Source organism: Novosphingobium sp. BL-S-33 (assembly GCF_056857025.1).
This window is the reverse complement of sequence record NZ_CM166475.1, coordinates 801,442-827,490: the sequence shown is the minus strand read 5'-3', so window position 1 is coordinate 827,490 and position 26,049 is coordinate 801,442. Positions and strand designations below refer to the sequence as shown.

The following is a 26,049-nucleotide window of genomic DNA, read 5'->3' as shown; positions in this document are numbered from 1 at the left end:
CGAAGGAAGCGAATGACGGTTCTGACCATCGTGATGACCGCTGTCGGATGGATCCTGCTGCTGATGGCCGTGATCGGCGCGGCCTATTTGGCGGCTGCGGCGTTCGCGCTGGACCGGTTCTTGCGGGCTGGGGAAGCACCAGAGCCGGGAAGCGAGGCGGTTACGATCCTGAAACCGCTCTATGGCCGGGAACCGCGCCTTCTGGAAAACCTCGCGAGCTTCGTCGAACAGGATCACGACGGCAGGATACAGATCCTGTGCGGCGTGCAGCGGCCCGACGATCCCGCAATTGAAACTGTCAGGGCGCTTCAGGCCCTCTTTCCGGAGGCCCGCATCGACCTTGTCGTGGATGGCACCCGCCACGGGCCGAACGGGAAAATCTCGAACCTCGTGAACATGATGGGCCATGCGGCACATGACACCCTGGTCCTCAGCGACAGCGACATGGCGGTGGAGGGCGATTATCTGTCCCGGCTGCTCCCGGCTCTCCGTCAGACGGGAACCGGCGCCGTCACCTGCCTCTATCGCGGGCGTGGGGATGGCGGCTTCTGGTCCCGACTGGCCGCTGCGGGAAGCAGCTATCAGTTCCTGCCCAACCTCGTCGTCGCGAAAACCCGTGGCATGGCGGCGCCCTGCATGGGATCGACCATCGCCCTCAGGCGCGAGACGCTGGATGCGATCGGCGGATTTGCCCGCTTCGCCGACGTGCTGGCCGACGATCACGCCATGGGGCAAGCGATCGCGCGGCTCGGCCTTTCTGTAGACGTTCCCCCCATGGTGCTGACTCACGCATTCGCCGATGCCCGGTTTCGCGAGGTATGGCGGCATGAATTGCGCTGGGCGGCGACGGTGCGCGGCATAGCCCCGGCCGGTTATGCCGGATCGTTCATCACCATTCCGTTTCCACTGGCGCTGATAGCGCTGCCCTTTCACCCCGTTGCAGGACTGGTGGCCGTGGTTGGGACGGCCCTTGTACGGCTCTGCACGAAGCGGGTGGTCGATCGTCACGCGGGCGCCAGTTCCGCGCCATTTTGGTCCTTGCCGCTGCGTGACATATTGAGTTTCGCGATTTTTCTTGCCAGCTTCTTCGTCCGCTCTGTTGATTGGCGCGGAACGGCGCTTAATATGGTAGGGCAAGGGCGCGTCACGGTTTCTTCGGAGATTGCCAGGACATGAAGTCTACGCTTTTTCTTCAAGCCCCCTCCTTCGACGGGTATGACGGCGGCGCCGGCGCGCGGTACCAGATGAAGCGCGAGGTGAAGTCCTTCTGGTATCCCACCTGGCTGGCCCAGCCCGCCGCGATGGTAGTGGGTTCGAAGCTGATCGACGCCCCCGCGCACGATCTGTCGTGGGACGATATCGCGCATGAGGTGGACGGTCGGGATCTGGTGATCCTGCACACCTCCACCCCCAGCTTCAATCAGGACGTGCGCACGGCCGAACTTATCAAGGCGCGCAATCCCAAGGTGCTGATCGGCATGATCGGAGCCAAGGTGGCAGTCGAAAGCGAAAAGGCGCTGGCCGCCAGCACCGCGATCGATTTCGTCTGCCGCAACGAATTCGACTTCACGATCGTCGATGTCGCGAACGGCATGCCACTGCGCGAAGTAGACGGGATTTCGTGGCGCGATGCCGATGGGTCTATCGTCCACAACCGGGACCGCAAGGTGCTGGAAGACATGGACTCACTGCCCTTCGTCTCACCGATCTACAAGCGCGACCTGACGATCGAGAAGTACTTCGGCGGCTATCTGAAGCACCCTTACGTCAGCTTCTACACGGGTCGCGGCTGCAAGAGCCGCTGCACCTTCTGCCTCTGGCCGCAGACCGTGGGCGGGCACAATTACCGCACCCGCTCGATCGCGCATGTGATCGAGGAAGTGAAATACGTCATGGAGAATATCCCCCAGACCAAGGAGATATTCTTCGACGACGACACGCTGACCGACAACGCCCCTCGCGTAGAAGAACTGGCCATCGCGCTGGGCAAGCTGGGTTTCGGCAAGCCGGGCTTCCCGATGAGCTGGAGCTGCAATGCCAAGGCCAACGTCCCGCGCAAGACGCTGGAAGTGCTGAAGGCCAACGGGTTGCGTCTGCTCCTGGTCGGCTATGAAAGCGGCAACCAGCAGATCCTGCACAATATCAAGAAGGGCCTGCGCGTCGATGTCGCGCGGCAATTCACCAAAAACTGCCACGAACTGGGCATCGTGATCCACGGCACTTTCATCCTGGGCCTTCCTGGCGAAACGGAAGAGACCATCGAGGAGACGATCAACTACGCCAAGGAGATCGATCCGCACACGATCCAGGTCTCGCTGGCGGCGCCTTATCCGGGCACGTATCTCTACAAGCAGGCGATGGACAACGGCTGGTTCGACGGCACCGATCACCTGCTGACCGATGGCGGCAACCAGATCGCGCAATTGAGCTACGAACATCTGCCCGCGCCGGTGATCTTCGACAAGGTTGAGGAGTTTTACAAGCGCTTCTACTTCCGCCCGTCCAAGATCGGATCGATCGTGTGGGAAATGGTGCGCGACTGGGACATGATGAAACGCCGTCTGCGCGAAGGCGTTGAATTCTTCGATTTCCTGCGCCGCCGCAAGGTGGTCGCGTGATGCGCAGACCCATCTCAGCCCGCCGGTTCTGAGCCGGACCGTGAAACGCCTGGTCGTCACTGCCGACGATTTCGGAGCGTCGCTGGAAGTCAACGAAGCGGTCGAGCGCGCGCATCGGGACGGCATTCTGACCGCTGCCAGCCTGATGGTCGGCGGCGCGGCCATGGACGACGCGGTGGAGCGGGCAAAGCGGCTGCCTTCGCTTGGAGTCGGCCTGCATGTCGTGCTGGTGGATGGGCGGCCCGTGCTGCCCTCGAACCGCGTTCCCGCGCTGGTCGATTCCGGGGGCAAGTTCCGTACCGACATGGTGCGTGCAGCCATGCGGATTTTCGCCTCACCCGCCGCGCGCCGCCAGCTTGCGGCGGAAGTCGAAGCGCAGTTCGATGCCTTTGCCGCCACCGGGCTGCCGCTCGATCATGTCAACGCGCACAAGCATTTCCATCTGCACCCCACCATTGCCGCGACTTTGGTGAAAGTGGGCAAGGCGCACGGCATGCGGACCGTTCGCGCACCCGTCGAACCGCGTGCCGTGCTGCGCGCGGTCGAAAGCGACAGCGTGCGTGCAGGAGTGGAGGGGATCTGGGCGCAGCAGGTGCAGCGCCTGATGCGTCGCGCCAGTCTGACCACACCGGATCAGGTCTTCGGCCTCGCCTGGTCTGGCGCGATGACCACATCGCGTATCCAGGGCCTGCTGAAGCATTTGCCCGACGGTCTCAGCGAAATCTACGCGCATCCCGCGACCGGCCCCTATGCTGGATCGGCGCCCGGCTACCGCTACGCCGAAGAGCTGGCCGCGCTCACCGACTCACTTGCCAAACAGGCGGTGGCGCGCAATGCCATCGTTCTCGGACGCTTTACGGACTTCATTGAAGGAGAGCGCTCATGACTCTGGCCAGTTCCTGGGTCGACTACGACAAGACGGTTCCGCTCCCGACCGGACGGCTCAAATATGGCAGTCCCGAACACTTGCTGCTGATGAGCCGGACGCTGCTGGATACGCACGATCCCTATCGCCCGGCGTTGATCGACTGGCCGAAGCTGGACGACGATACGCGAAACAAGATCGTCTCCCTGCCGATCTGGGACATTGCCGTTGCCACCGAAGGCCGAGCCGGCATGAACGTCCGGACTTTTGCCGAAGGCGTGAACGATCCGCTGCTGAAGTCCGCCGTGGAAATGAACGCCTTCGAGGAATCACGCCACAAGCTGGTGCTGTCCGACATGGTGCAGGCCTACGGCATCGAACTGGTACCGGAGCCCGCGTATGTGCGGCCCGCCGATCCCGAATTCGCCTTCATGCGCACCGGCTATTCGGAATGCATCGACAGCTTCTTCGGCTTCGGCCTGTTCAAGGTGGCCAAGGATTCGGGCTTCTTTCCGCCCGAACTGGTCGATACCTTCGAGCCCGTGATGCGTGAGGAAGGGCGGCATATCCTGTTCTTCGTGAACTGGGTGGCCTGGTGGCGGCGCAACATGCCGCTGTGGCGACGGCCGTGGTTCGAACTCAAGGTCATCGCGGTCTGGGCGTTCCTGATCTGGGAACGGATCGACATGGCCAAGGGCATGGGCAAGGACAATACCCGCGCGCAGGAGAACAATTTCACGCTCAACGGGTCCAAGGAACTGGGCGTGGAGATCACTTTCCCCGAACTGGCGCGCCTCTGCCTGGCGGAGAACGACCGGCGGCTGTCTGCCTATGATGGGCGCCTGCTGCGCCCGCGTTTCGTGCCGAGCATGATCCGTTTCGCGCTGCGCTTCGTGAAAGGCCCCAAGCCGGGAGAAAGCGGCTGAAACACTGGGCGCGGATCGGCATATTACTGGCGACCGTAGTCGGTCTTGCGATTGCGGCTTGGACGATCGGCGCCGCCGGACTGCGAGATGTGCTGGCAATTGCCGCGCGCATGGGGCTGGCGGGGTTCGTGCTCTATTGCTTCTGGTCGCTGGGCGTCTTCGTCTTGCTCGGGGCGGCCTGGCTCGCGGCGGCGCCCGGTGAGAAGGCGCGCACTCTTCCGCTGTTCGCCTGGGCGCGGATGGTGCGCGAGGCTGCTTCCGACTTGCTGCCGTTTTCCCAGTTGGGCGGAGTCATCGTCAGCGCCCGGACGCTGACAGCCGCATCGCTGCCGCCCCACCGCGTCCACGGCTCGCTGGTCGTCGACATGACCACCGAAATGGCGAGCCAGTTGGTCTACACCCTGTTCGGACTGTCGCTGATGGGCTCGCTGCTGATCGGCGACGGCGCGGCGGTTCAATTGCGCCCGGCGATCCTGGGCGGCACGTTCGTGATGGTCGCAATCATCCTGCTGTTCTTTGCCATGCAGCGAACCGCGCTGGATTTCGCCGCGGCCATTGCCGCTCGCTTCCTGCCGGAATCGACCGCCATGGCCGGTATGCGATCGGAGCTTTCGCGGATCTATGCGCAAAGGGACCGGGTGGCACTTGCCTTGGTCATCAATCTGGCAGCCTGGGTAGCCAGCGGTATTGGGGCCTGGCTCGCTTTGCGGTGGATGGGAACGCAGGCGTCGATCTGGGACATTCTCGCGCTGGAAAGTCTGATTTTCACGCTGCGCAGCGTTGCCTTCGTCATTCCGGGAGCGCTTGGAGTGCAGGAGGCCGCGTATGCTTTTGCAGGTCCGCTGTTCGGCTTGCCGCCGGAAACGGCTCTCGCCCTGTCCCTTGCCAAACGCGCCCGCGATCTGGCGATTGGCCTGCCCACGCTGCTCATCTGGCAAGTGATCGAATTGCGCGGCGTGACGGCACGACGCGAACGGGCCCTGTAAATGTATTGCCAAATCGGCTCGCTGCTCAGGTTGACGGTCCCTGCCGAGCGCGCGCCGTACCGTTCCCTTACTGCCTCGCGGGGAAGAACACCGGGGCTGCCCCGGGTGACCAAACCGGAACACGCAGCATGATTGCGGCGAACAGCGGCGATGCCAGATAGTCGGACAGCCATCGCTGTACATGGGGAAGCGGCTGACTTTCGAACCACCCGCTATCCACCGCCGCAAATTGCCGGACGAACGGGATGATGGCAGCGTCCGTGAGACCGCGCGTAGAGCCGCAAAGGAATGGGCTGGATGCCAGCCTGCTTTCCACTTCACGCAGGAATTCCAGCCCGCTCGCCCTGTGCGCCAAAGCATCGCCGTCGTGGCGCTCGGGATATTTGTAGCGGTCGAGATCATGCTTGAACAGGCCGTCGTTGATCGCGATCAGGGCGGCATCGCCGCGATCCAGCCAGCTTTCGGGATCGTTCCGCCCCAATGCGGCGTGCATGATGTCGAGGCTCTGTTCGATCGTTTCACCATTGGCTTGCACCAATACGGGCACCGTGCCTTTCGGCGAGGCGCGAAGCATGTCCGCCGGTTTCGCCGAAAGCTTGATCTCTCGCAGTTCGCAGGTGGTCGCGCTGACGGCCAGAGCCAGCCTTGCCCGCATCGCGTAAGGGCATCGCCTGAAGCTGTAGAGGACCGGCTCAACCATCGTACTTCTCATTGCCAATGCTGCTTGGTCGGCTCCCCTAGCAGCCATCGCCACTCGAAATCACCCGGAAACGCATCGGCGGAATCTGACGGGGAACGCCGTTCGAGACGTTCCCCGCATGGAGGCTTACCAAGTGAAGCCGATGGTTCCCTGCACCGTCCGGCGGTTGCCGTACCAGCACCAGCTATAGGCCGCAAAGCAGCTGGTCAGGTACTTCTTGTCGAAGATGTTGGTGGCGTTGAGGCCCAGAGTGACGCCGGAAAGGCTGGGGCTCACCTTGGCGAGGTTATAGCGGATCAACCCGTCGAACACGGTGTATGCGGGCGTGTAGATAGTCGTTTCGCCATCGAGGCTACCCGCATAGACCTTGTCCACATGGCGAACCGCGCCGCCGAGGGAGAGGCCCTGGAACGTGCCTTCCCTTGGCTCCCAAGCAAGGTTTGCGCTGATGCCGCCCTTGCCAACGGTGGCGATGCCCTTGCCGACATTGTCGGGATTGACGTCCTTGAGGACCTTCACGTTCTGGCTGCTGAACGCGAGGCGGAAGTTGAAGTCGTAAGGTAGCGAGCCGCTGGCCTCGACCTCGACCCCGCGCGAACGCACTTCGCCCGACTGGAACGAGGCGAAAGTCACCGGGTTGGAGACGACCACATTGGTCTGGTTGATCTGGAACCAGGCGCCTGTCAGCAGGATGTCCGTGCCCGGGATCACGTACTTTGCACCGGCCTCGATCTGCTTGCCGAGCGAGGGCTTGGCAAGCTCGCCGTTGTCCAGAATGGCAGACTGCGGTTCGAACGAGGTCGAGTAAGTGACATAGGGCGAAAGCCCAAGGTCCGTCTTGTAGAGCGCCGCGGCGCGCCAGGTGAACTTCCTGTCGTGCTGGACGGACCCGCTCTGCTCAAGCCGCGCCCAGTCCTGACGGCCGCTCAGCGTAACGTCGAGCTTGCCGACCGAAATGCGATCCTGCGCGTAGACGCCTTGCTGACGCTGCCGGGTGGCGACATAGGTGGGATCAACAAGACTGTTCGGATCGTAATTGAAGTCCGCGTCAAAGCCGGGAACTACATAGGGGTTCCGCGGCGTCGGCATCGTGTCGTAGACGGGGTTGTAGGCATCGATCGTGTTGGCAGAGCCGAACGCATAGAGTTCGTTCGAATGCGCGACCTGCCGGTCCAGACCGAACAGCACACTATGCTCCAGCGGACCGGTGCTGAACTTGCCGCTGAGCTGGTTGTCGAAGGTCCAGTTGTTCAGGTTTTCGTTCGTCGCATAGGACGCGCGGTTGTAGACGGTGCCGCCCTCTTCAACCGGCGAGCCCGACGTATAGACGATGCCGAGGCTGCTCTTCACGTACTGGTAGCGGCCGGAGGCGCGGAACGCCCAGTTGTCGCCGAATTCGTGGCGGAAGATGAAGGTTCCGGCGGCCTGTTCGCGCTTGAAGAAGTCATCCGGCTCGCCGCCGTAGAACTTCGTGGAGATCTTGCCGTTGGGATTGTCGAACAGCGTGCCGCTGGCCGGGAACACGCCGTAGTTGCCGTTGTAGGGATCGTGCGAGTAGGCGCCGAGGACGGTAAACGTGGTCGGAGTGCCTGCCCCAAGCGTCACTGCGCCCGAAACGGTCTGGCGGCGGCGCTTGCCGATGTCCTGCTGGGAGTCTGCGCCATTGACGCTGCCGTTGATGCGCCACAGCACGGTCTCGCCGATTTTCCCGCCGATGTCGCCGTCGACACGGTAGAGATTGTAGCTGCCGTAGGACCCCGAGACCGCGCCGTAGAAATCGCGATCGATCGGCAGTTTGCTCTGCATGTTGACGAAGCCGCCCGGGCTGGACGAACCGTAAAGCGCCGAGGCCGGGCCCTTCACGACTTCGATGCGATCGAGCCGCGACATGTCGACCTGCGGGGTCGCATAGCCGGTGGCGCTGCCGAACATCTTCAGACCATCGAGATAGGTCGGCGCATCGAAGCCGCGCAGCTTGAACTGGTCGTAGACTTCGGCCGAGGAACCGCGCGTTTCGGGTGTAACGCCGGCGACGAAACGCAGCGCCTGGTTGAGGTTCTGGATGCCCAGATCGGAGATCGTCCCGGAATCGATCACCGAGATCGACTGGGGCGTCAGGGCGATGGGCGTGTCGCTCTTGGTTCCAGACGAGGCGACGGTCGCAGGGCGATCGCCCTTGACGACGATATCGTCGTTCTCGGCAGCCGCCGCGTGAGCGAAGGCAGGGAGAATGGAAACCGCCATCATGCCGGTGGCCGCTCCCAGAAGAAGCCGTCCGCGGACCGTCGTTCGAAACATTGTATGCCTTTCGAGAATGAGTCGCAGCTGGCCACTAGTGCTAATGCGAATTGATCGCAATATAATCGAAGCGGTGCGGGATCTTTCCGGGATGTAGGCGCGAACTTGTGGGAAATGGGCAACAGATGCGCGAATTGCAGCTGCCGGGCGATGGCGATCCGTGCGGCAGACCGAGGGAAGCCGACACGTGGGAGCAGATCGACTGGGCACGGCGGGTACGCGGGCGCGCGACGTGTGCTGGGTAACGCGAACGGGCGGATCGGGCATTGTCGATCTGATCGACCTAAACTGCCGGCAGGCTGCGGCGCTTATTGTGTCGCGTGATGGCCCGGAACTGCTGGCATCTTCCATGCGAAACCAGCGGCGGTACGCTTTCACTGGCTGGAGGCTGGTGCAAACGAGGAGGATTGCGATGCCCGGATCGGGCGAGTCTATGCTGAAGGCACCGCGTTTTCAGTGACACCGTCTGGCAAGCGCGACGTGCCACGCGGATCAGCATCATCAATTGGTGAAGTCGGGCGAAGGCGTGGCAGCGACCATTGGCACCGTCTCGCGCGTGCCGTCTGGAATCCGTTCTTGAGAGAGGGCACTCGCAGGAAGCGCCACGTTTTCGACGCGGCGCTTCCTGCCGCGATTATGGCGTCGCGATCAGGCCGGGTGCGTCGGCGATGAATACATCGAGCACGCCGTCGGCGATCTTGACCGGTCCTTCGAAGCGAGTCGCACCGGGGATTGACCGTATCGCGGCGGCCTCGTCCGCCATGCGCTTGGCATCGGCGAAGAACGGCTGTGCCGTGCCGCTGCCTTCGTCGGCGGCGCTCAAGCCTGCGGCCGTCAGTTGCAGGGCGCGGCCCCAGCGCTGCATTGCGTCGAGCCACGGCGCCGATTGGGCAACGAAGCCCTTGTCCGCCACGCCCGCGCGGATGATGTCCGGCGCATTGGCAATATCGTCCGCCTGACGCGCGAGATCTTTCAGCGCGGCCTTGCGCGCGGCGGCGTCGCCTTGTGCCAGCGCCTCCCGCACATGGTCCAGCACCGTCTTCAGCTTGGGCGCCTGCGGTTGCCAGGGCTGGGTGCCGAACGTCGGGGCGAGGTGCTGCGTGTCGAAGAAGGTGAGCAGCGCCGCCGTTGTGCGCGGATCATCGGATGCGAGTTCCCGCGCCGCCGCGTGCCAGGTCAGTTCCGCGTCATAGGCCTTGTCGTTCCACGCAAAGGCGGTGAGCCCCATCACCGCCACGCGGCTGGGCGCTTCCTGATTCATCGGATTGGCGACGATGCCGGTCAGTTCGCTCGAAAGGCCCGCCTCGCGCCGTGCGTAAGGGGCGACCAGCAGCCGGCCCGTCGACTGGGCGTAATCGTTGACCGGATAGTTGTCCCACAGCAGCGTCTTGCGGCCGAACGCCTTGGTCGCGGCCTTGGCGTCGGGGATAGAGATCGCGGGCGGCACGACATCGGTACCGGTCCATTGGACGATAATCCGGGGATCGAGCTTCTCGCGCAGGCCTGCCTTGTAGGGCGATTCCGTGGCGTTGTAATATTCGGTCGGCACCATGATCAGCGACGGCCCGGCCGCGTTACCGGAGGCGAGATCAGCCTGGACCGCGTTCAGCAGATAGGCCTGCGCCGCTGCGGCGGCTTTGTCGCTGGCGGGGCCGAACTTCTCCTTGTCGGCATCGCAGTTCCACTTGGTATATTCGATATCGTCGAGCGCTACGTAGAAGGTGCGCACGGTCAGCCCCCGGATCGCCTCGAACTTGCGGCGCAGCGCCTGAAGATCGGCCGGGCTGGAATAGCAGACCGACGGGCCGGGCGAGATCGCGTAGACGAAATCGATGTGATTGCGCTCTGCCTGATGCACCAGTTCGCCCAGTTGCTTCAGTGTCGCGGCGGGATAATCGTCGCGCCATTTGTCGCGCGCGAAGGGATCGTCCTTGGGGCTGTAGATATAGGTATTGGCCTTTGCGCGGCCGAGAAATGCGAGGTGCGCGCTGCGGTCCTGCATCGTCCACGGGGCGCCGTAGAAGCCCTCGATGGTTCCGCGCACCGGCATGGACGGATAGTCGTGAATGCGTACGGCGGGGAAACTGGCGCGCTTCGCCAACTGGCGCAGCGACTGGGCGGCGTGGAACAGGCCGTCGCCATCGAAGCCGGCGAGGACGGTCAGGTTGCCGCCGTCTTCAACCGTACTGGCGAGAGTGTAGCCTTCCTTTTCCGTGGGCAGGGCGGCTTTCGCCCGGCTGACGGCACTGCGCAGGATCGCGGAATTGCCGGTACCAATGACGATATAGCTCTGATCTAGCCGGGCAGGGACGTGCGTGGCCGTGCGGATGCGGGTGACGCCGGCATTGCTCAAGATCTGCCGTACGAGTTCGACGGTTTCGGCATCAGTCTTCGCCGCTTGCACCAACACGACCGAGGTGCCGAGCGTGACCGTGCCGCCATTCAATTGCATCGAGGTCGGGGTAGGGAAGATGCCGGGCAGCGATTCCGTCATTGCGCTGGCGTGCGGTGCGGCAGCGGTGGCGGCCAGGATGAGGGGGAGGGCCGCTCTGACGCTTTGATTCAGGCGGCGACGATAGTGATTCACCCAGACTCTCCGGTATTAGAATGGTGTTATATAGGTCTTGTAAATCAGACCCGTCACCACAATGCAAGCGCTGCGGCCAGCCGATTTATCTTTCACGGGATGTAATGGGTTTGGGAGGTCTGCGTCGGCGAATTGGCCGGAAAGACCCGCCCCTAAAAGGGGCTGTAGCGCCGGGCGGGGCGCTTCGTCTCGGATGTTCGAGACGATCTAACGGCAAATGCCGGAACCCCGTTTCGGAGGTTCCGGCACATTGCTCTTATCAGAAGTTGACGGTCGCGCCGATCGCCAGCTGGCGGCCGAGCGAGTCGTAACGGGCCGACAGAGTGTTGCTCCGCGACAATGCGTAGCTGTACGAATTGGGGATCAGCGGCGGCAGCTTGTCGAAGATGTTGTTCGCCGACATGCGCAGCGAGAACTGCTCGTTGACGCGGACCGTGAGGGCCAGGTCGAAGTAGTTCTGCGCACCGATGCGGTAGAACGTCTCACGCTCGGTGCTCTCGCTCCAGCCGAGTGCCGGGTCGCCCGAGTTCGACACGTTCGTCAGCGGGCCCACATAGCGCCAGTTGAACGATGCGTTGAAGACGCGGTCGTCGGTCGTGTAGGTGGCGCGAAGGCTGTGGGTCCACTTGGGGATCAGCTGCCCGCAAGGACCGCCGTAGTAACCGGCGCAATTGTACTTCGCGAGGATCGGCGAATCCTGCCCGCCGGCCAGGGTCGTGAGCGAACCCGAGAAGTCGAACGCAACGCTGCCGTACTTGCCGAAGCCAAGGTTGTACTGGCCCTGGAAGTCCCAGCCGTGCGACTTGCTCTTGTAGTAGTTCGTCGTGCCGCCACGGATGTAGCCGGTGTCCGGGTTCGTGTTGGGGTTGCTCGAAAGCGTACCGTCCGCATTGCGCACGAACATCGAGCAGAAGAACTCGCTACCGGTCTGGAGACAGCCGTTCGAGAAGTAGTCGTAGTCGTTGTAGCCGATCGAGTCGTTGAGATCGATCAGGAAGCGGTCGACCGAGACGGTCAGGCCGCGGATGAACGACGGCTTGAGGACGACGCCGAAGGTCTTGGTATAAGCCGTTTCGGGATCGACGGTGTAGCCGCCGTGACGCACCGTGCAGCCGATGTCGGTCGGGCAGATCAGGGTCGGGCTGCCGTAGAGGTTATCGGCGAGGCCCGTTGCCTTGCAGACCTCGCGCGAGGCGGCGGGGGCACCGTAGACCGGAACGCGCTGACCGTTGGCACCGGTCGTGTAGCTGACCGTGGGCGCGCAGATGTCGTTGTAGGCCGTGTCGATGCGGCCGTAGCTGATGTTGGAGCCCTGATAGGCTTCCACCACCGTTGGGGCGCGCTGGGCGCGGTTGATCGAGCCGCGGAAGGTGATGTCCGGGATCGGGGCCCAGATCGCCTCGGCCTTCCAGGTCGAGAAGACGCTGGGGTTCGAGCTGTACTTGGACAGACGATAGGCGCCGTTGAACTGGATCAGGTCGGCGAAGGGCTTGTGCTCGGCAATCGGAACCTGAAGTTCCACGTTGCCTTCCCACGCGTGCTGCGAAAGGTTGCTGTCCGATCCGCCGTTCTGTTCGCGCCAGATGTCGTCGGCATAGCTCTGCAGCTTGTCCTCGCGGAACTCGGCGCCAAAGGCCACGGCCACGCCCTGTTCGGCCCACGGCGTCTTGATACCGTAAGTGCCCAGATCGCCCTGAACCGTGCCGACGACGTTGTAGAGCGAGTTGATCGTGGTGCTGGTGCCGAAGTTGCCCGAGATCAGGTAGTTGTAGAGCGACTGCGTGTTCATTGCCGAGTTGGCGCTGAAGGCGTCGAAGGGAAGGCAGCCGTCGGCCGAACCGCTGGCGCACTGAAGCTGGCCGTTGACGTTGACGACATTGAGCGCGTTGTTCACGCGGTCATAGTCCGGCTGGCCCCAGGTGATGTCCTGACGGTTGCGCGCGTAAACGCCGCCGAGGTCGTAGTTCCACCCTTGCGCGAACTGGCCGCGTACGCCGGCGGTCGCGCGCAGGCCGGTGTTGACGTAGACGTCGTCGAGCGGCGCTACGTTGTTGAGGCGATAGCGCAGTTCGATCGGCACGAGCGCGGAAGTGCCCGCAGCGGAGCCGCAGACAGTCTGCGCCTGGGAGGCCGACATCAGCGGATTGTTGCAGTTCACGTAGTACGACGAGGAACCGTCGCCATAAGCGCTGGGGCTGTAGACGCGCGCGGGGAAGGGGTTCGTCGAACGGTCGCGGAACCACATCACGCTGCCGTAGAGTTCGGCCGCGTCGGAGATCTCGAACGAGGTGAAGCCGCCGGCGTTCCAGCGCTTGTCGGCACGCTGGAAGGAATAGCCGTCATAGGGATTGGCGGCCACGGCATCGCTGTAGGGAACGAAAGTCCGCGATCCGTCGGGATTGTTGACGTACTGCTCGCCGCTGGCCGCGCCCGTGCGGGGCGAGACGTAGCCGTCGGGCGTGTAGGTCGAGACGGTGCAACCCAGCGGGCCGTCCTTGCTGCTTTCGACCAGCTGGCAGCCGGAGGTTTCGCGCGCCGAGAGCGGGACCAGTGCGGCCTCGCGGTAGTTGACGTAGCCGCTGATGTGGAAGCGGTTGTCGAACAGCTTCTTGCCGAAGGTCACCGAGACGTCGGTGCGGCCGCCGTCGGTGGTGGTGCCGCTGGCCGGCTGCTGGAAGCCGTACTGACTGGCGACGTCCGAAATCAGCGTGCGCTTGTTGCTGTGGGCGTAGAAGTTGTAGTTGCCGTTGACCTGGAGGCCTTCGAAATCGTCATCCATGACGAAGTTCACGACACCGGCGATGGCGTCCGAGCCGTAGACGGCCGAAGCGCCGCCGGTCAGCACGTCCACGCGCTTGATCAGCGAGGTGGGGATCATGTTGGCATCGACACCGTTCATGGTGCCCACGCGCTTGCCGTCGATCAGGGTCAGGGTGCGCTCGAAGCCAAGGTTGCGCAGCTTGATGCGCTGGCGGCCGTCGGAATCCTGGTAGTTCTGCTGGCTGTCCGGCGAGATCTGCGGGATGCGGTTGAGAACTTCCTCGATATTGACGGCGGCCTGCGCGCGGATCGCGTCGTTGGTGACGGACGTGATCGGTGCGGCGGCCGTGGCATTCGGGCGATTGATGCGCGAACCGGTAACGACGATGGATCCGGCGGGGGATGCGGAACTGCCGCCTGCGTTATCGGCGGTGGCGTCGCCGGGCGTATTGTCCTGCGCCAGCGCCGGAGCGGCGAGACCGGTAATGCAGGTCGTCGCCAACAGTATCTTCGTGATCTTCCTCATTCGTTGACCCATCTTCTTCCCTGGAATTGATACGACTTTTACTGGATGCATCCGTCCTCCCTTCCGGCGCGGGGGCGCCAGGCAGAGGTTCGAATTCGGTAGGTAATTCAGGCGGAGCGGAGACTGCCCGCGGGATGTACGACCGTGCGGCCGGCGGCATCGGTGACGGCGTAAGTGAAGCCCGGCTGGATCGCGAAGGCGCCGACCCGGCCGTCCTTGTCGATGGCGATGAAGGCCACTTGCGCGTCCTTCACGGCGTCTCCCCGCAGTTTGACGATGTGCTCGATCGCTTCCCGGCAGGCCGCCATTGCCGACAGGCCCATGCGCATGGACCCTACCACGCGCGCTGCGCCGGCAATGCGCGTCACTTCCTCGCCCACGCCCGTTGCCGAGGCGGCGCCGACGCCGGGTTCGACCAGCAGTCCGCAACCGGACTGGGGAGAGTCGCCCACCCGTCCCCGCAACTTGAAGGCCATGCCGGACGTGGTGCAGGCACCGGCGAGGCGCCCGTCCGGGCTGCGTGCAAGGATACCAATGGTGTCATGATCGAGCGCGGAACCGCGCTGGTTCTCGATATTGGCGACCGGCTTGTATTCCGCCTTCTTCAGCCATTCGCGCCATCCGGCCTCGGCTTCGGGCGTCAGCAGGTTCTGCGATGTGAAACCTTGCTCGCGGGCGAACTGCGCTGCGCCTTCGCCCACCAGCATCGTGTGCGGCGTGCGCTCCATGACCCGGCGGGCGACGGAGATCGCGTGGACATACCCTTCGAGAGCGGCAACGGCGCCGGCATGGCCGCGATCGTCCATGATGATCGCGTCAAGCGTGACGTGGCCGTCGCGATCGGGGTAGCCGCCAAGGCCGACCGAATGATTGGTGACATCGGCTTCCGGCACCCGCGCTCCGGCTTCCACCGCATCGATCAGCGTGCCGCCGGCTTTCCAGGTGCTATAGGCCGCCGCGTTGGCCGCAGCGCCAAAGTCCCATGTCGAAATCACCAGCGCGGGATCGCCGGCGCTCTGCATGGAAGTGCCCTTTACGGCAGGCGCGGCCCGCGCGGTTGCAGCGGCGACCGAGCCGACCAAGGCAAATCCCAAGGTATCGCGACGCGAAATTCCCATGCCCATTTTTCCCCTGCCGACAAGGCCACGCCGGGTCCCTTCCTGGACCGGCATGCCCTTCCCAAAGCGTGTCCTGCAACAAAGCTGTCATAGGGATTAAATCAATTCAATACCAAAATTCGCCGTGGGCTATATTTTTGCAACCAAGGTTGCATATTTGTCGCCAATTGGTCTCACTTGTCAGGGTAATGGAATGACCCACAAGGCTGGCTCCCCTCGCGGGGAGGCAGGTTTTCAGCCGAAAAGGGGGCGATTCAGGCCTGACGCGGCGGTCGGTTGCGCGATTCGCGTCCGAACGAAAGGTCCGGTGTGGTCTGCATGTGGAACGTCAGCTGACCACCCTGCATGATCTCGTCATGGCGGATCCAGCACCGGCTGTACGCCTTGCCGTTCCATTCCACGCGGCCGTAATAGGGCCGGTCCGAGCGATTGCCCGGGGCGCTGACGACAAGTTCGCGGCCGTTGCCCAGCTTCACCCGCGCCTCTTCGAACAGCGGACTGCCGAAGATATAGATGCCGCTGACCGGATCGACGGGATAGAACCCGAGCGCGGAGAGAACGTACCAGGCGCTCATCTGCCCGCAATCGTCGTTGCCGATCACGCCGCCCGGCCGGGCGCGGTACATCATGGCAAGCAGGCGGCGGGCCATGCCCTGCGTCTTCCAGTGCGCGCCGGTCCATGCATAGAGATAGGCAACGTGATGCGACGGTTCGTTGCCGTGCGCGTACTGGCCGACCATACCGCTGATGTCCGGCGGCGCGTTCTTCGGCAGCGCGGAGGGCGCGTTGAAGAAGGCGTCCAGCTTGGCCTCCAGTGCGGCGGGGCCGCCCATCGCTTCGGCAAGGCCGTGGACATCGTGCTGGTTGAGGAACGTCGCCTGCCAGCCGTTGCTCTCGGTAAAGTCCCGCCACTTCGCGGAATGGCCAAGCTCAACGGGGTCGTAGGGTTCCGCCCAGGTCCCGTCGTCAAGGCGCGGGCGCGCGAAACCCGTTGCGGTGTCGAACACGTTCTTCCAGTTACCCGCCCGCGCTTCCAGCCGCCTGGCATCGTCCAGCGCCCCTGCGGCGCGCGCGATCCGGGCGGCGGCATAGTCGTCATAGGCATATTCGAGCGTGCGGCTTACGCCCTCGAAAACCTTGTCGGCCGGGACGTAACCCTTGGCGTCGTAAAGCGGAATGCCCAGCGCGTTGTCCTGCGCGGGTGTGGCAAAGTCGAACGCGCGCTTGCGAATGCCCGGCCAGGCGGCGGAATACTCGCCCGGAATGCCCTTGGCCATGGCTTCGGCCAGAACCGGCACCGAGTGCCAGCCGATCATGCAGCCGGTTTCCACGCCCTGTAGCGGCCAGACCGGCGGCCCATAGGGGCTCTGCTGGGTCTGGCGAATGAGATCGCCGACGAACTGTTCCGCCTGCTTTGGCCGCAGCAGGATCTGCAACGGATGGACGGCGCGGTAGGTGTCCCAGAGCGAATAGGCGCTGTAGGCGGTCTGTCCCGGCGCGAGCTGCTGGACCTTGCGGTCTAGCCCCATCGTGCGGCCGTCCACATCGGAAAACAGCGTCGGGCTGATGGCCGCATGATAGAGCGCCGTCGTCATGATCGCGCGCTGGTCGGCGGTGCCGCCGCGCACGGTGATCTGGCCCAGTTCCTCGGCCCAGACGCGGCTCGCAGCTTGCCGGTATGCGTCGAAATCGAAGTGCGGCGCCTCGGCGACGAGGTTGGCGCGGGCGCCTGCGACATCCACGGCCGAAACGGCGGTGCGCACGATGATCGGGGCTGCCGCAGCGTCATCGAAATGGACTGCGGCCTTCAGGCGACGGCCTTTGACGCCCTGCGTTCCGGGCGCTTGCGGAGCGTCCGCATCGCCGAAGAATTCGACCCGGCTTGGCGGCCGCGAGAACTGCATCGCGAAGTAGATGTGCCGCCCCTTAGCCCAGCGGAAGACCCGGCGCTGCCCGGTGAGCGTGCCTTCGGCGTCCAGCGCGAGTTCGGCGTCGTCGATCAGCGGGTGAGCCTCTGAGGAATCCAGCACGAGGTGCGAGAGGTCGATCAGCAGATGGCCGGATCCGGCCTCTCCTGCCGGATAGGTATGGCGTTGGATCCCGGTCCGAAGCGTGGCGGTAAGCTCGCTGGCGACGCCGTTTTCCAACTGGACCCGGTAGTAGCCGGGCTCCGCCACCTCATCGGTGTAGCGCAGCCGGTAGCCTTCCTCCGGCCGGTCCAGCGGGCCGGGCTGGAGCCGCACGTCGCCCCGGCAGGGCTGCACCAGTACGTCCAGCATGTCGCCGATGCCGGTGCCCGAAAGATGCGTGTGCGAAAAGCCCAGCATCGAGGCGTCGCCATGATGGTAGCCAGAGCAGGTGTCCCACCGCGCGGTGTCCGTATCCGGACTGAGCTGAACCATGCCGAAGGGCAGGGTGGCGCCGGGGAAAGTGTGGCCGTCGCCGCCGGTACCGATGAAGGGGTCAGCTTTCGTCGGAGCCTCGGGATCGGTCGTTTCGGCTGCCATCGCACGTGTCGCGCCGGCCGAACCGGCGGCGGCGAGCAGCGCAAGGCGGCAGGAACCGGCCATCAGGCGGCGGCGGCTGAAAGCTGTCATGATAAAGAATCCTTAAAAGGACGGCGCCTGCCTATCCGGTCGAAACCGTGAGGCAGGCGCCGGCCCGTGTGCATGCAGGTCTCGGGAGGAGGAGAGTGAGACCTGCCGGCTTTGCACGGGACTTAGAAGCTGAACTGGGCAGTCGCCGAGGATTCGGCGTGGCCAAGCGAGCTGACATGTGTTGCCAGCAGCTTGATGCACGCAGGTTTCATCATAATTTCCTCGTGACCCGACCCGGGACCCGCGTTTCGACCGTTTCCGTTTGCGAAATGCGAGCCCGCTGAAATTTTCTTACGGCAATGCCAATATCATTCCAATCTTCGCAGTCAATGTCACCAAAATAGATCCTTGTGTCCACTGGAAATTTTTCCTCGATCCCCGAATGTCGCCGGATCGCTAGGGATTTGGGGAAATTTTTGAAATCATCGCTCTCCGGCTGCGTCGAGCGGTCTGTTGAACCCGCTGGTCTGGTAAGCCAAAGTATGTCCAATTTGCGATAACGCGAATCACCGGTTGCAAAGCCGGCGGGGCAGTCTGTGGGGGGGATAAAATGCTCGAGGTCTGTGTGGAGGATGCCGCCGGCATCGCGGCTGCCGTCATGGGCGGCGGAGACCGCGTGGAGCTGTGCAGTGCGCTGGCGCTGGGCGGTTTGACGCCGCCGCGCTCGCTGGTCCGTTTGGCTGCCGAGGCGCCGATTCCCGTCCACATGCTGTGCCGCCCGCGTGAAGGCGATTTCGTTTATGACGCGCGGGAAGTGGCGCAAGTCCGTGATGATATCGATCTGGCGGCCGGGGCCGGACTGGCGGGAATCGTGATCGGTGCGGGCAGCGCCGGAGGTCTCGACCTGCCGGTTCTGGACGAGTGGCTCGATCATGCCGGGCGCGCCGGTGCTGCACGCGGCGCGCGGCTTTCGCTGACGTTGCACCGGGTGTTCGACTTGCTGGACGACATGGAAAACGGGCTGGAGCAGGCCGTGGCGATGGGCTTCGATCGCATCCTGACCTCCGGCGGTGCCGCGCGGGCGGCGGAGGGTGCGCGGATGCTGGCCTATCTTGGCGAACTGGCGGCCGGGCGCATCGTGATTCTTGCCGGTTCTGGCGTTTCCGCCGAAACGATTCCGGTGCTGGGAGCGGCTGGAATCAGGGAGTTCCACGGCTCCTGCCGAACGGCGCAAGCGGTACCGGATGGTGGCGAACGCCTTGAGCAACTGGGCTTCCAGAAGGGCGCGCGGATGGTGACGGATGCGCGGGAAGTGGCGCGCGTAAAGGCGGCGATCGAAGCTCGCGCAAGCGGTACCTGAAAGGAACAGAACCGCACATGAAGTGCACGGACAGCCGCGAATGGGAAGGCTGGGCGCACAAGAAAAATGATCGCCGTGCGCAAAACCAATTGCGCATGGCCTTGAGTTCGTGAATACCAATATAGAACTTATATCGACATTGGTAGGTGGTCGTCCCCGATTGGTGCATAGCCCGCCGATCGGAAGGCGGGCCAGGGAGATTTCACCGTAATGCAGTCCGACGCCGCAAATCCTCCTCTTTCCCTCATGGCCCGCGAGGCCGCAGAGGCACCGCAGGCCGTGCGGGCGTTTCTGGAGGCCAACCGCGCAGCCCTTGCGGCGCTGGCGCGGGACCTGCGCGACAATCCGCCATCGGTCGTGGTTACTTGCGCGCGCGGATCGTCCGACAACGCGGCGACTTATGCCAAGTACCTGATCGAGACCATGGTGGGCCTGCCGGTCTCGTCCTCTGCGCTCAGCGTTTCTTCCGTGTTTGGCGCCGAGATGCAGCCGGGCCGCGTGCTCGTGCTGGCGATCTCGCAGAGCGGGCGCAGCCCCGACCTGCTGGCCGCCGTCGAGGCGCATCGCCGCGCCGGAGCCTGCGTTGTCGCGCTGGTGAATGACGAGACCGCGCCGCTCGCCGATCTGGCGCAGTGGGTGCTACCGCTTCACGCCGGGCCGGAAAAGTCGGTTGCGGCCACCAAGTCCTTCATCGCCTCGCTGGCCGGCGTTGCCGCGCTGGTGGCGCACTGGTCCGGCGAGACCGAGCCCGGAGCCGCGCTGGGCAAGGCCATGGACGGTCTGCCCGAAGCGATGGAAGCGGCCGCGAAGATCGCCCCGTTCGATCTGGTCGAGCGGCTCTCCGATGCCGCCAATCTCTTCGTGATCGCACGCGGCTATGGCTTTGCCGTGGCACAGGAAGGGGCACTCAAGCTCAAGGAAACCTGCGCGCTCCACGCCGAGGCCTATAGCGCCGCCGAAGTGCGCCATGGCCCGATGACGATCATCGACGGCGGCTTTCCCATCGTCGCTTTCGCGACCTCCGATGCCAGCGGCGAGAGCGTGCGCGAAGCCGCCAGCGAGTTCGCCGGGCGCGGCGCGCAAGTCTCGCTGCTCGATGCCACGGTTCCGGTCGGCGCGCAGACTTTCGCCGCACTCGCAGGCCATCCCGCGCTGGAGCCACTGCTCATGATCCAGGCCTTCTATCCGCAAGTGAACGCGCTTTCGCTGGCGCGCGGTCTGGATCCCGACAAGCCCGCGCACTTGCGCAAGGTTACCGAGACTCTCTGATGAAAACTGCCTTCGTCAACGGCAACGTCTACCTTGGCCGCGCATGGGCGCGCGATGTCGTGCTGACCGTGGAGCAGGGCCGCATCGCCGCCACCGAGAGCGGCGCGGACGCCGATGAAGTCATCGATCTCGATGGAGGCTGGCTGGTGCCGGGCTTCATCGACGTGCAGGTGAACGGCGGCGGCGGCGTGCTGCTCAACGACAGCCCGACGGTTGTGGGCATCGCGACGATTGCCGCCGCGCACGCGCGCTTCGGCACCACGGCCATGCTGCCCACGCTGATCAGCGCCACGCCGGACGTGATCGCGGCGGGGCTGGACGCAACCGACGATGCCGTGTCCTCGGGCGTGAAGGGCTGCATCGGCATCCACGTCGAAGGGCCGGTACTCAACGCCAAGCGCCGGGGTATCCATTCCGAAGGCAATCTGCGCAAGCTGGACGACAGTCTAGTCGAACTGCTCACCAGGCCCCGCGCGGGCCGCGTGCTCTTCACTATCGCGCCCGAATATCTCGATGCGGATCAGGCGCGCGCGCTGATCGACGCGGGCGTCGTGCTCGCCATGGGCCACTCCGATGCCGATTACGAGACGGCACGCGCCGCTTTCGATATGGGCGTGACCGGTGTGACCCACTTGTTCAACGCCATGTCCGCGCTGCACCATCGCAATCCCGGCATGGTCGGGGCGGCGCTTGAGAACCGGTCCGCGTGGTGCGGGCTGATCGCGGACGGATACCACGTCCACCCCGCCGTGATGCGCGTGGCGCTGGCAAGCCGCCCGATCGACCGCTTCATGCTGGTGACGGACGCCATGCCCTGCGTCGGTTCCGACCTTGCGAGCTTCCAACTGGATGGGCGGGAGATCACTGTGGCGGAAGGGCGCTGCGTGGGCGCGGACGGCACGTTGGCGGGCGCTTCGCTGAATATGGCCGATGCGGTGCGCAATGTCGTCGACATGGCGGGTGTTTCGCTTGCGCAAGCCGTTGAAATGGCCACCTTGCAGCCTGCCGCGTTTCTGGGGCTTGCCTCTGAACGAGGTACCATTGCCGCCGGCCGCACCGCCGACTTCGTCCGCCTCGACCGCACCATGGCGCCGCAGGCGACGTGGATCGGCGGCGAGCGGGTGTTCTGAGATCCGTCTCCAGGAGACAAGCCAGTCCGATGTCTGCCTCCGTTTCCCCTATTTTGAGCGCCACACGCGCAAACACGCCAGCCGAACCGCAGAGGATCGCCGTTGCCGCGCCTCTCGAAGGGTGGCTGGGTCCGCTTGACGAGATTCCCGATCCGGCCTTTGCGAGTGGCATGGTCGGCGACGGCGTTGCCATCGATCCCACCGGCTCGGTGCTCCATGCGCCTTGCGAGGGCGTGATCGCCTCGATCGCGGCGACGGGGCATGCTGTGACCTTGCGCCTTGAAGGCGGGGCGGAACTGCTGGTCCATCTCGGTGTCGATACCGTGGCGATGGGCGGGCGGGGTTTCACGCCGCTGGTGGATCAGGACCAGAGCGTTGCGGCGGGCGAGCCGCTGATCCGCTTCGACCTTGATGCAATCGTGACCGGCGCGCCGAGCGCGATGACGCCGGTGCTGCTGCTTTCGGGCGAGGAATGGGCGCTGGAATCGAAGCGCGAGCCGGGCCCGGTGGCGGTTGGCGACGTGGTGATGACGCTGCGGCACATCGGCGCGGCAGCAGGCGAGGCGTCACAGCCTACCGCGTCCGCTGATGACGAACTGGTGCGCGAGGTTTCCGTGCCGCTGCGTCACGGCATCCACGCGCGCCCGGCGGCACGCCTGCGGCAGGTGGCGACGTCTTTCGATGCGGGCGTGCGGATGGAAATCGCCGGCAAGTCGGCCAGTTTGCGCAGCCCGGTGGGTGTGCTGGCGCTGGGCGTCAAGCTGGGTGACCGCATTTCGCTCCACGCGCGCGGCGCGCAGGCGGCGGAAGTGCTGGACGCGTTGGAAGCGCTGATCGCCAGTGGCATGGGCGAACTGGCGCATGCGGATGAAAAGATCGACGAGAAGTCCGGTGTCGAGCCCGCGCGCGTGACCGCGTCGGTGCTCCGCCGGGCGACTGCAATCGCGGCGGACGGCACGCTGGCGGGCGTCGTTGCCGCGCCGGGTGTGGCCGTGGGGCAGGCGGTTCGCTATCGCCTTGGCGAGGTAGAGGTGTCCGCTGGGTCGGGCGATGCCGCCACCGAACGCGCTCTGCTGGACGAAACGCTGGCACAATTGCGCCTGAAGATCGCGGCGGAAAGCGAAGGCGCTCCGGCGCATGCGGCCTCGATCCTTGCTGCCCATGCGGTGATGCTGGAAGACGAGGACCTGCTCGCTGCCGCGCATGAGGCTATCGACAAGGGCGCGAGCGCGGGCGAGGGCTGGCGCATCGCCATCGGCACGCAGGTCGAGCTACTGCTGCGATCCGGCGATGCCCGCCTTGCCGAGCGTGTGGACGACATGCGTGATCTGGAGCGACAGGTTCTCTGCGCGCTGGTCGGCGGCGATGTGGCGGGCTTTGCGCTTCCCGAAAATGCCGTGGTCATTGCAGAGGACCTCATGCCCTCGCAGCTCATGGCGCTCGATCCGCAGCGACTGACGGCGATTTGCCTCGTCAATGGCGGACCCACTTCGCATGTCGCGATCCTTGCTGCCGGGCTCGGCGTGCCGATGCTTGTGGCGATGGGAACGGCGCTGGACGGGATCCCGGACGGTGCGGTTCTGGTGGTGGACGCCGCCGCTGCGCGGATCGAAACCGACGCTTCGGAAGACCGCATCGCGCGTGTTCGCCAGCAGCTTGCGGCACTCGCCGCACGCCGCGCCGCCGCGCGCGAGGCCAAGGGGCCGTGCCATACGGCGGACGGCACCCGGATCGAGGTTTTCGCCAATCTCGGCTCGCTGGCCGATGCGCGTCAGGCGATGGAAAACGGCGCCGAGGGTTGCGGCCTGCTGCGCAGCGAGTTCCTGTTCGTCGAACGTCCGCAGGCCCCGAGCGTGGCCGAGCAGGCCGAGACCTATCAGGCCATCGCCGATGCGCTGGAGGGCCGCCCGCTGATCGTGCGCCTGCTCGACATCGGCGGTGACAAGCCCGCGCCGTTCCTGCCGATCCCGGCCGAGGAAAACCCGGCGCTGGGCCTGCGCGGCATTCGCGTCTGCCTCGCCCATCCTGAACTGCTGGAGCAGCAGGTCGAGGCGATCTTGCGCGTGCGCCCCGCCGGTCAGTGCCGGATCATGGTGCCGATGGTGGCCAGCCTTGCGGAGCTGCGCGCGGTGCGGGCGGTGGTCGATAGCGTCGCCCTGCGCCTTGGCCTGACCGAGCCGGTCTCGCTGGGGATCATGGTGGAAACGCCCGCTGCTGCCGCAACGGCCGACATTTTCGCGCGCGAGGCCGATTTCCTCTCGATCGGGACCAACGACCTCACGCAATATACGCTGGCGATGGACCGCGGCAATGCGGCGGTTGCGGCGGATATCGACGGGCTCCACCCGGCCGTGCTGCGCCTGATCGGCCTGACGTGCGAGGGCGGTTCGCGCGGTGGCCGCTGGACGGGCGTTTGCGGTTCGCTGGCGTCCGATCCCATGGCCGTGCCGCTGCTGCTGGGCCTTGGCGTGGCCGAACTTTCGGCAACGCCCGCGCAAGTGCCGGATATCAAGGCGCTTGTCGCCGGGTTGCAGATCGAGCGCTGCCGCCAGCTTGCCGCCGACGCACTGGAATGCGCCTCGGCCGGGGAAGTGCGCGAATTGATGCGGAAATTCTTGGAGGAGCAGGGGGCATGAGGCGCATTCTCGAAGCATTGCAGCCGCTGGGCCGTGCGCTCATGCTGCCGATTGCGGTGCTTCCGGTCGCGGGCTTGCTCCTGCGTCTGGGGCAACCGGACCTGCTCAATATCGCGCTGCTGAGCGCGGCGGGCGATGCGCTGTTCTCGCACCTTGGCCTGTTGTTCTCCATCGGTGTCGCCACCGGCTACGCGCGGGACGGCAACGGCGCGGCGTGCCTTGCGGGTATCGTCTGCTTCCTCGTCGGCACCGAAGGCGCCAAAGTGCTGATGCCGGTGCCGCTGGGCGTCGATCTCTCGCTATCGGGTGAGGCGCTCGCGGCGGCGGTGGCGGCGGCCAAGAGCCAGGCCATCGGGCGGCTGGACGTGCCGATCGGCATCGTCTCCGGCCTTGTTGGGGGCACTTTCTACAACCGTTTCGCGGCGATGAAGCTGCCGGAATACCTCGCTTTCTTCGGCGGGCGGCGGTTCGTGCCGATCGTCTCGGGCGTGGCCGGTCTGGCGATTGCCCTGGTGGTGGGCATGGGCTTCCATCCCATCGTGGTCGGCATCGACGGCGTCAGCCACGGCATCACCGACCTTGGCGGCGTGGGGCTGTTCCTGTTCGGGCTGATCAACCGCCTGCTGCTGGTCACCGGCCTGCACCACGTCTTCAACAACCTCTTCTGGTTCGTCTTTGGCGACTACAACGGCGCGCATGGCGACATTCGCCGGTTCTTCGCGGGCGATCCCACGGCCGGAAGCTTCATGACCGGCTTCTTCCCGGTGATGATGTTCGGCCTGCCCGCCGCGTGCCTTGCGATGTACCGCGCGGCCCTGCCCGAGCGGCGCAAGGCGGTGGGCGGCATGCTCTTCAGCCTCGCGCTCACCTCGCTGCTGACCGGCGTGACCGAGCCCATCGAATTCAGCTTCATGTTCCTCGCCCCGGTGCTCTACGCCATCCACGCCGTGCTGACCGGCCTTTCGATGTGGCTGACGGACGCGCTGGGCATGCACCTTGGCTTCGGCTTCTCGGCGGGCCTGTTCGATTACGTGCTGAACTTCGGCAAGGCCACGCGCCCGCTGCTGCTGCTGCCGGTGGGGCTGTTCTATTTCGCGGTCTATTACGGCGTGTTCTCCTTCGCGATCCGCAAGCTGGACCTCAAGACACCCGGCCGCGAGGACGAGGATATGTCTGCCGTTACGCCCGCCACCGCCGACAGCCCGGCGAGCGAGGGACGCGGGGCCGCCTTCCTCGCGGCACTGGGCGGCAGTGCCAATATCGTGGAAGTCTCCGCCTGCACCACCCGTCTGCGGCTCATCATCGTCGATCATGGCGCGGTGGCAGACGTGCGGCTCAAGGCCCTCGGAGCGCGCGGGTTGATCCGCCCTTCGGACAAGGCGCTTCAGGTGATCCTGGGCCCGGTGGCCGATATCGTATCCGTGGAAATCCGCGAGGCGATTGCGGCAGGCCCGGCCGTAGAGCGCAAGGTTGCCGTATCAGCCGCGGCCTCGTCGTCGGTGGGTTCGGTCGTGACGATCCCCGGCGCGATGCAGCAGGCGCTGGGCGGCGCGGCGAATGTGCTGGGCGCGCAGCGTTACGGCAATCGCCTGAGGGTGGAGCTGCAGGATCCCGCCCTGCTCGATGCGCCCGCCTTGGCTGCTGCCGGTGTTCGCGGCGTGGCAGCCGCCGCAGGCCGCACCGTCCACCTGTTGTTTGCGCCCGAAGACCTCGACAGTTTCGCGGCCTGAGGT

General features: G+C 64.9%; 16 protein-coding genes. 10 read left to right on the top strand and 6 right to left on the bottom strand.

The genetic code is table 11. The features are described from left to right. Positions 1-12 precede the first annotated feature (12 nt). From hpnI to AC1VVM_RS20340, 5 genes are read left to right on the top strand one after another with little or no spacing between them, the layout of a single operon-like run. Positions 13-1,176: a bacteriohopanetetrol glucosamine biosynthesis glycosyltransferase HpnI gene (gene hpnI / locus AC1VVM_RS20360; protein ID WP_482957249.1), complete on the top strand. Its 1,164-nt coding sequence runs from the start codon at positions 13-15 to the stop codon at positions 1,174-1,176. Then, the gene (gene hpnJ / locus AC1VVM_RS20355; RefSeq protein ID WP_482957248.1) at positions 1,173-2,618 is read left to right on the top strand and encodes a hopanoid biosynthesis associated radical SAM protein HpnJ; all 1,446 of its coding nucleotides are present in this window, start codon (positions 1,173-1,175) and stop codon (positions 2,616-2,618) included. Before hpnI ends, hpnJ begins: the two co-directional genes overlap by 4 nt. 40 nt (positions 2,619-2,658) lie before the next feature. Beyond that, complete coding sequence (gene hpnK / locus AC1VVM_RS20350; protein ID WP_482957247.1) at positions 2,659-3,504, top strand: hopanoid biosynthesis-associated protein HpnK; 846 nt, start codon at positions 2,659-2,661, stop codon at positions 3,502-3,504. Further along, positions 3,501-4,409 (top strand): ferritin-like domain-containing protein, encoded by a 909-nt coding sequence (locus AC1VVM_RS20345; protein WP_482957246.1) that lies wholly within the window; start codon positions 3,501-3,503, stop codon positions 4,407-4,409. Before hpnK ends, AC1VVM_RS20345 begins: the two co-directional genes overlap by 4 nt. Continuing rightward, complete coding sequence (locus AC1VVM_RS20340; protein WP_482957356.1) at positions 4,406-5,395, top strand: lysylphosphatidylglycerol synthase domain-containing protein; 990 nt, start codon at positions 4,406-4,408, stop codon at positions 5,393-5,395. Before AC1VVM_RS20345 ends, AC1VVM_RS20340 begins: the two co-directional genes overlap by 4 nt. Before the next feature lie 67 nt (positions 5,396-5,462). On the opposite strand, the gene AC1VVM_RS20335 is transcribed toward AC1VVM_RS20340, so the two are convergent. The 6 genes from AC1VVM_RS20335 to AC1VVM_RS20310 form a co-directional block, all read right to left on the bottom strand. Continuing rightward, positions 5,463-6,095, bottom strand: coding sequence for a glutathione S-transferase (locus AC1VVM_RS20335; protein WP_482957245.1), 633 nt, complete (start codon positions 6,093-6,095; stop codon positions 5,463-5,465). Positions 6,096-6,221: 126 nt separating this feature from the next. Beyond that, positions 6,222-8,342, bottom strand: a complete 2,121-nt coding sequence (locus AC1VVM_RS20330; protein WP_482957244.1) for a TonB-dependent siderophore receptor — start codon at positions 8,340-8,342, stop codon at positions 6,222-6,224. 685 nt (positions 8,343-9,027) lie between these two features. Further along, the gene (locus tag AC1VVM_RS20325) at positions 9,028-10,887 is read right to left on the bottom strand and encodes a glycoside hydrolase family 84 protein (RefSeq protein WP_482957243.1); all 1,860 of its coding nucleotides are present in this window, start codon (positions 10,885-10,887) and stop codon (positions 9,028-9,030) included. Positions 10,888-11,239: 352 nt separating this feature from the next. Beyond that, on the bottom strand, positions 11,240-14,266 hold the full coding sequence (locus AC1VVM_RS20320; protein WP_482957242.1) for a TonB-dependent receptor domain-containing protein: 3,027 nt from the start codon (positions 14,264-14,266) through the stop codon (positions 11,240-11,242). Between the two features lie 107 nt (positions 14,267-14,373). Beyond that, positions 14,374-15,384 carry a glycosylasparaginase gene (locus AC1VVM_RS20315; protein ID WP_482905558.1) on the bottom strand — a complete coding sequence of 337 codons (1,011 nt, stop codon included), beginning with the start codon at positions 15,382-15,384 and terminating at the stop codon, positions 14,374-14,376. A 254-nt stretch (positions 15,385-15,638) separates the two neighbouring features. After that, positions 15,639-17,981, bottom strand: a complete 2,343-nt coding sequence (locus AC1VVM_RS20310; protein WP_482905557.1) for a GH92 family glycosyl hydrolase — start codon at positions 17,979-17,981, stop codon at positions 15,639-15,641. A 550-nt stretch (positions 17,982-18,531) separates the two neighbouring features. Here AC1VVM_RS20310 and AC1VVM_RS20305 point away from each other — a divergent pair. The 5 genes from AC1VVM_RS20305 to nagE all read left to right on the top strand — a co-directional run bounded on the left by AC1VVM_RS20305 (position 18,532) and on the right by nagE (position 26,046). Beyond that, on the top strand, positions 18,532-19,281 hold the full coding sequence (locus tag AC1VVM_RS20305; RefSeq protein ID WP_482957241.1) for a copper homeostasis protein CutC: 750 nt from the start codon (positions 18,532-18,534) through the stop codon (positions 19,279-19,281). A 210-nt stretch (positions 19,282-19,491) separates the two neighbouring features. Further along, entirely contained in the window at positions 19,492-20,550 is a 1,059-nt protein-coding gene (locus tag AC1VVM_RS20300; protein WP_482957240.1) for an SIS domain-containing protein, read from the top strand. After that, complete coding sequence (gene nagA, locus AC1VVM_RS20295; RefSeq protein ID WP_482957239.1) at positions 20,550-21,680, top strand: N-acetylglucosamine-6-phosphate deacetylase; 1,131 nt, start codon at positions 20,550-20,552, stop codon at positions 21,678-21,680. The genes AC1VVM_RS20300 and nagA overlap by 1 nt, the downstream gene beginning before the upstream one ends. A 29-nt stretch (positions 21,681-21,709) precedes the next feature. Next, a complete protein-coding gene (ptsP, locus tag AC1VVM_RS20290; RefSeq protein WP_482957238.1) occupies positions 21,710-24,316 on the top strand; it encodes a phosphoenolpyruvate--protein phosphotransferase in 2,607 nt (868 codons plus the stop codon). Next, positions 24,313-26,046 carry an N-acetylglucosamine-specific PTS transporter subunit IIBC gene (gene nagE, locus AC1VVM_RS20285; RefSeq protein ID WP_482957237.1) on the top strand — a complete coding sequence of 578 codons (1,734 nt, stop codon included), beginning with the start codon at positions 24,313-24,315 and terminating at the stop codon, positions 26,044-26,046. The genes ptsP and nagE overlap by 4 nt, the downstream gene beginning before the upstream one ends. The last annotated feature ends 3 nt before the right edge of the window (positions 26,047-26,049 follow it).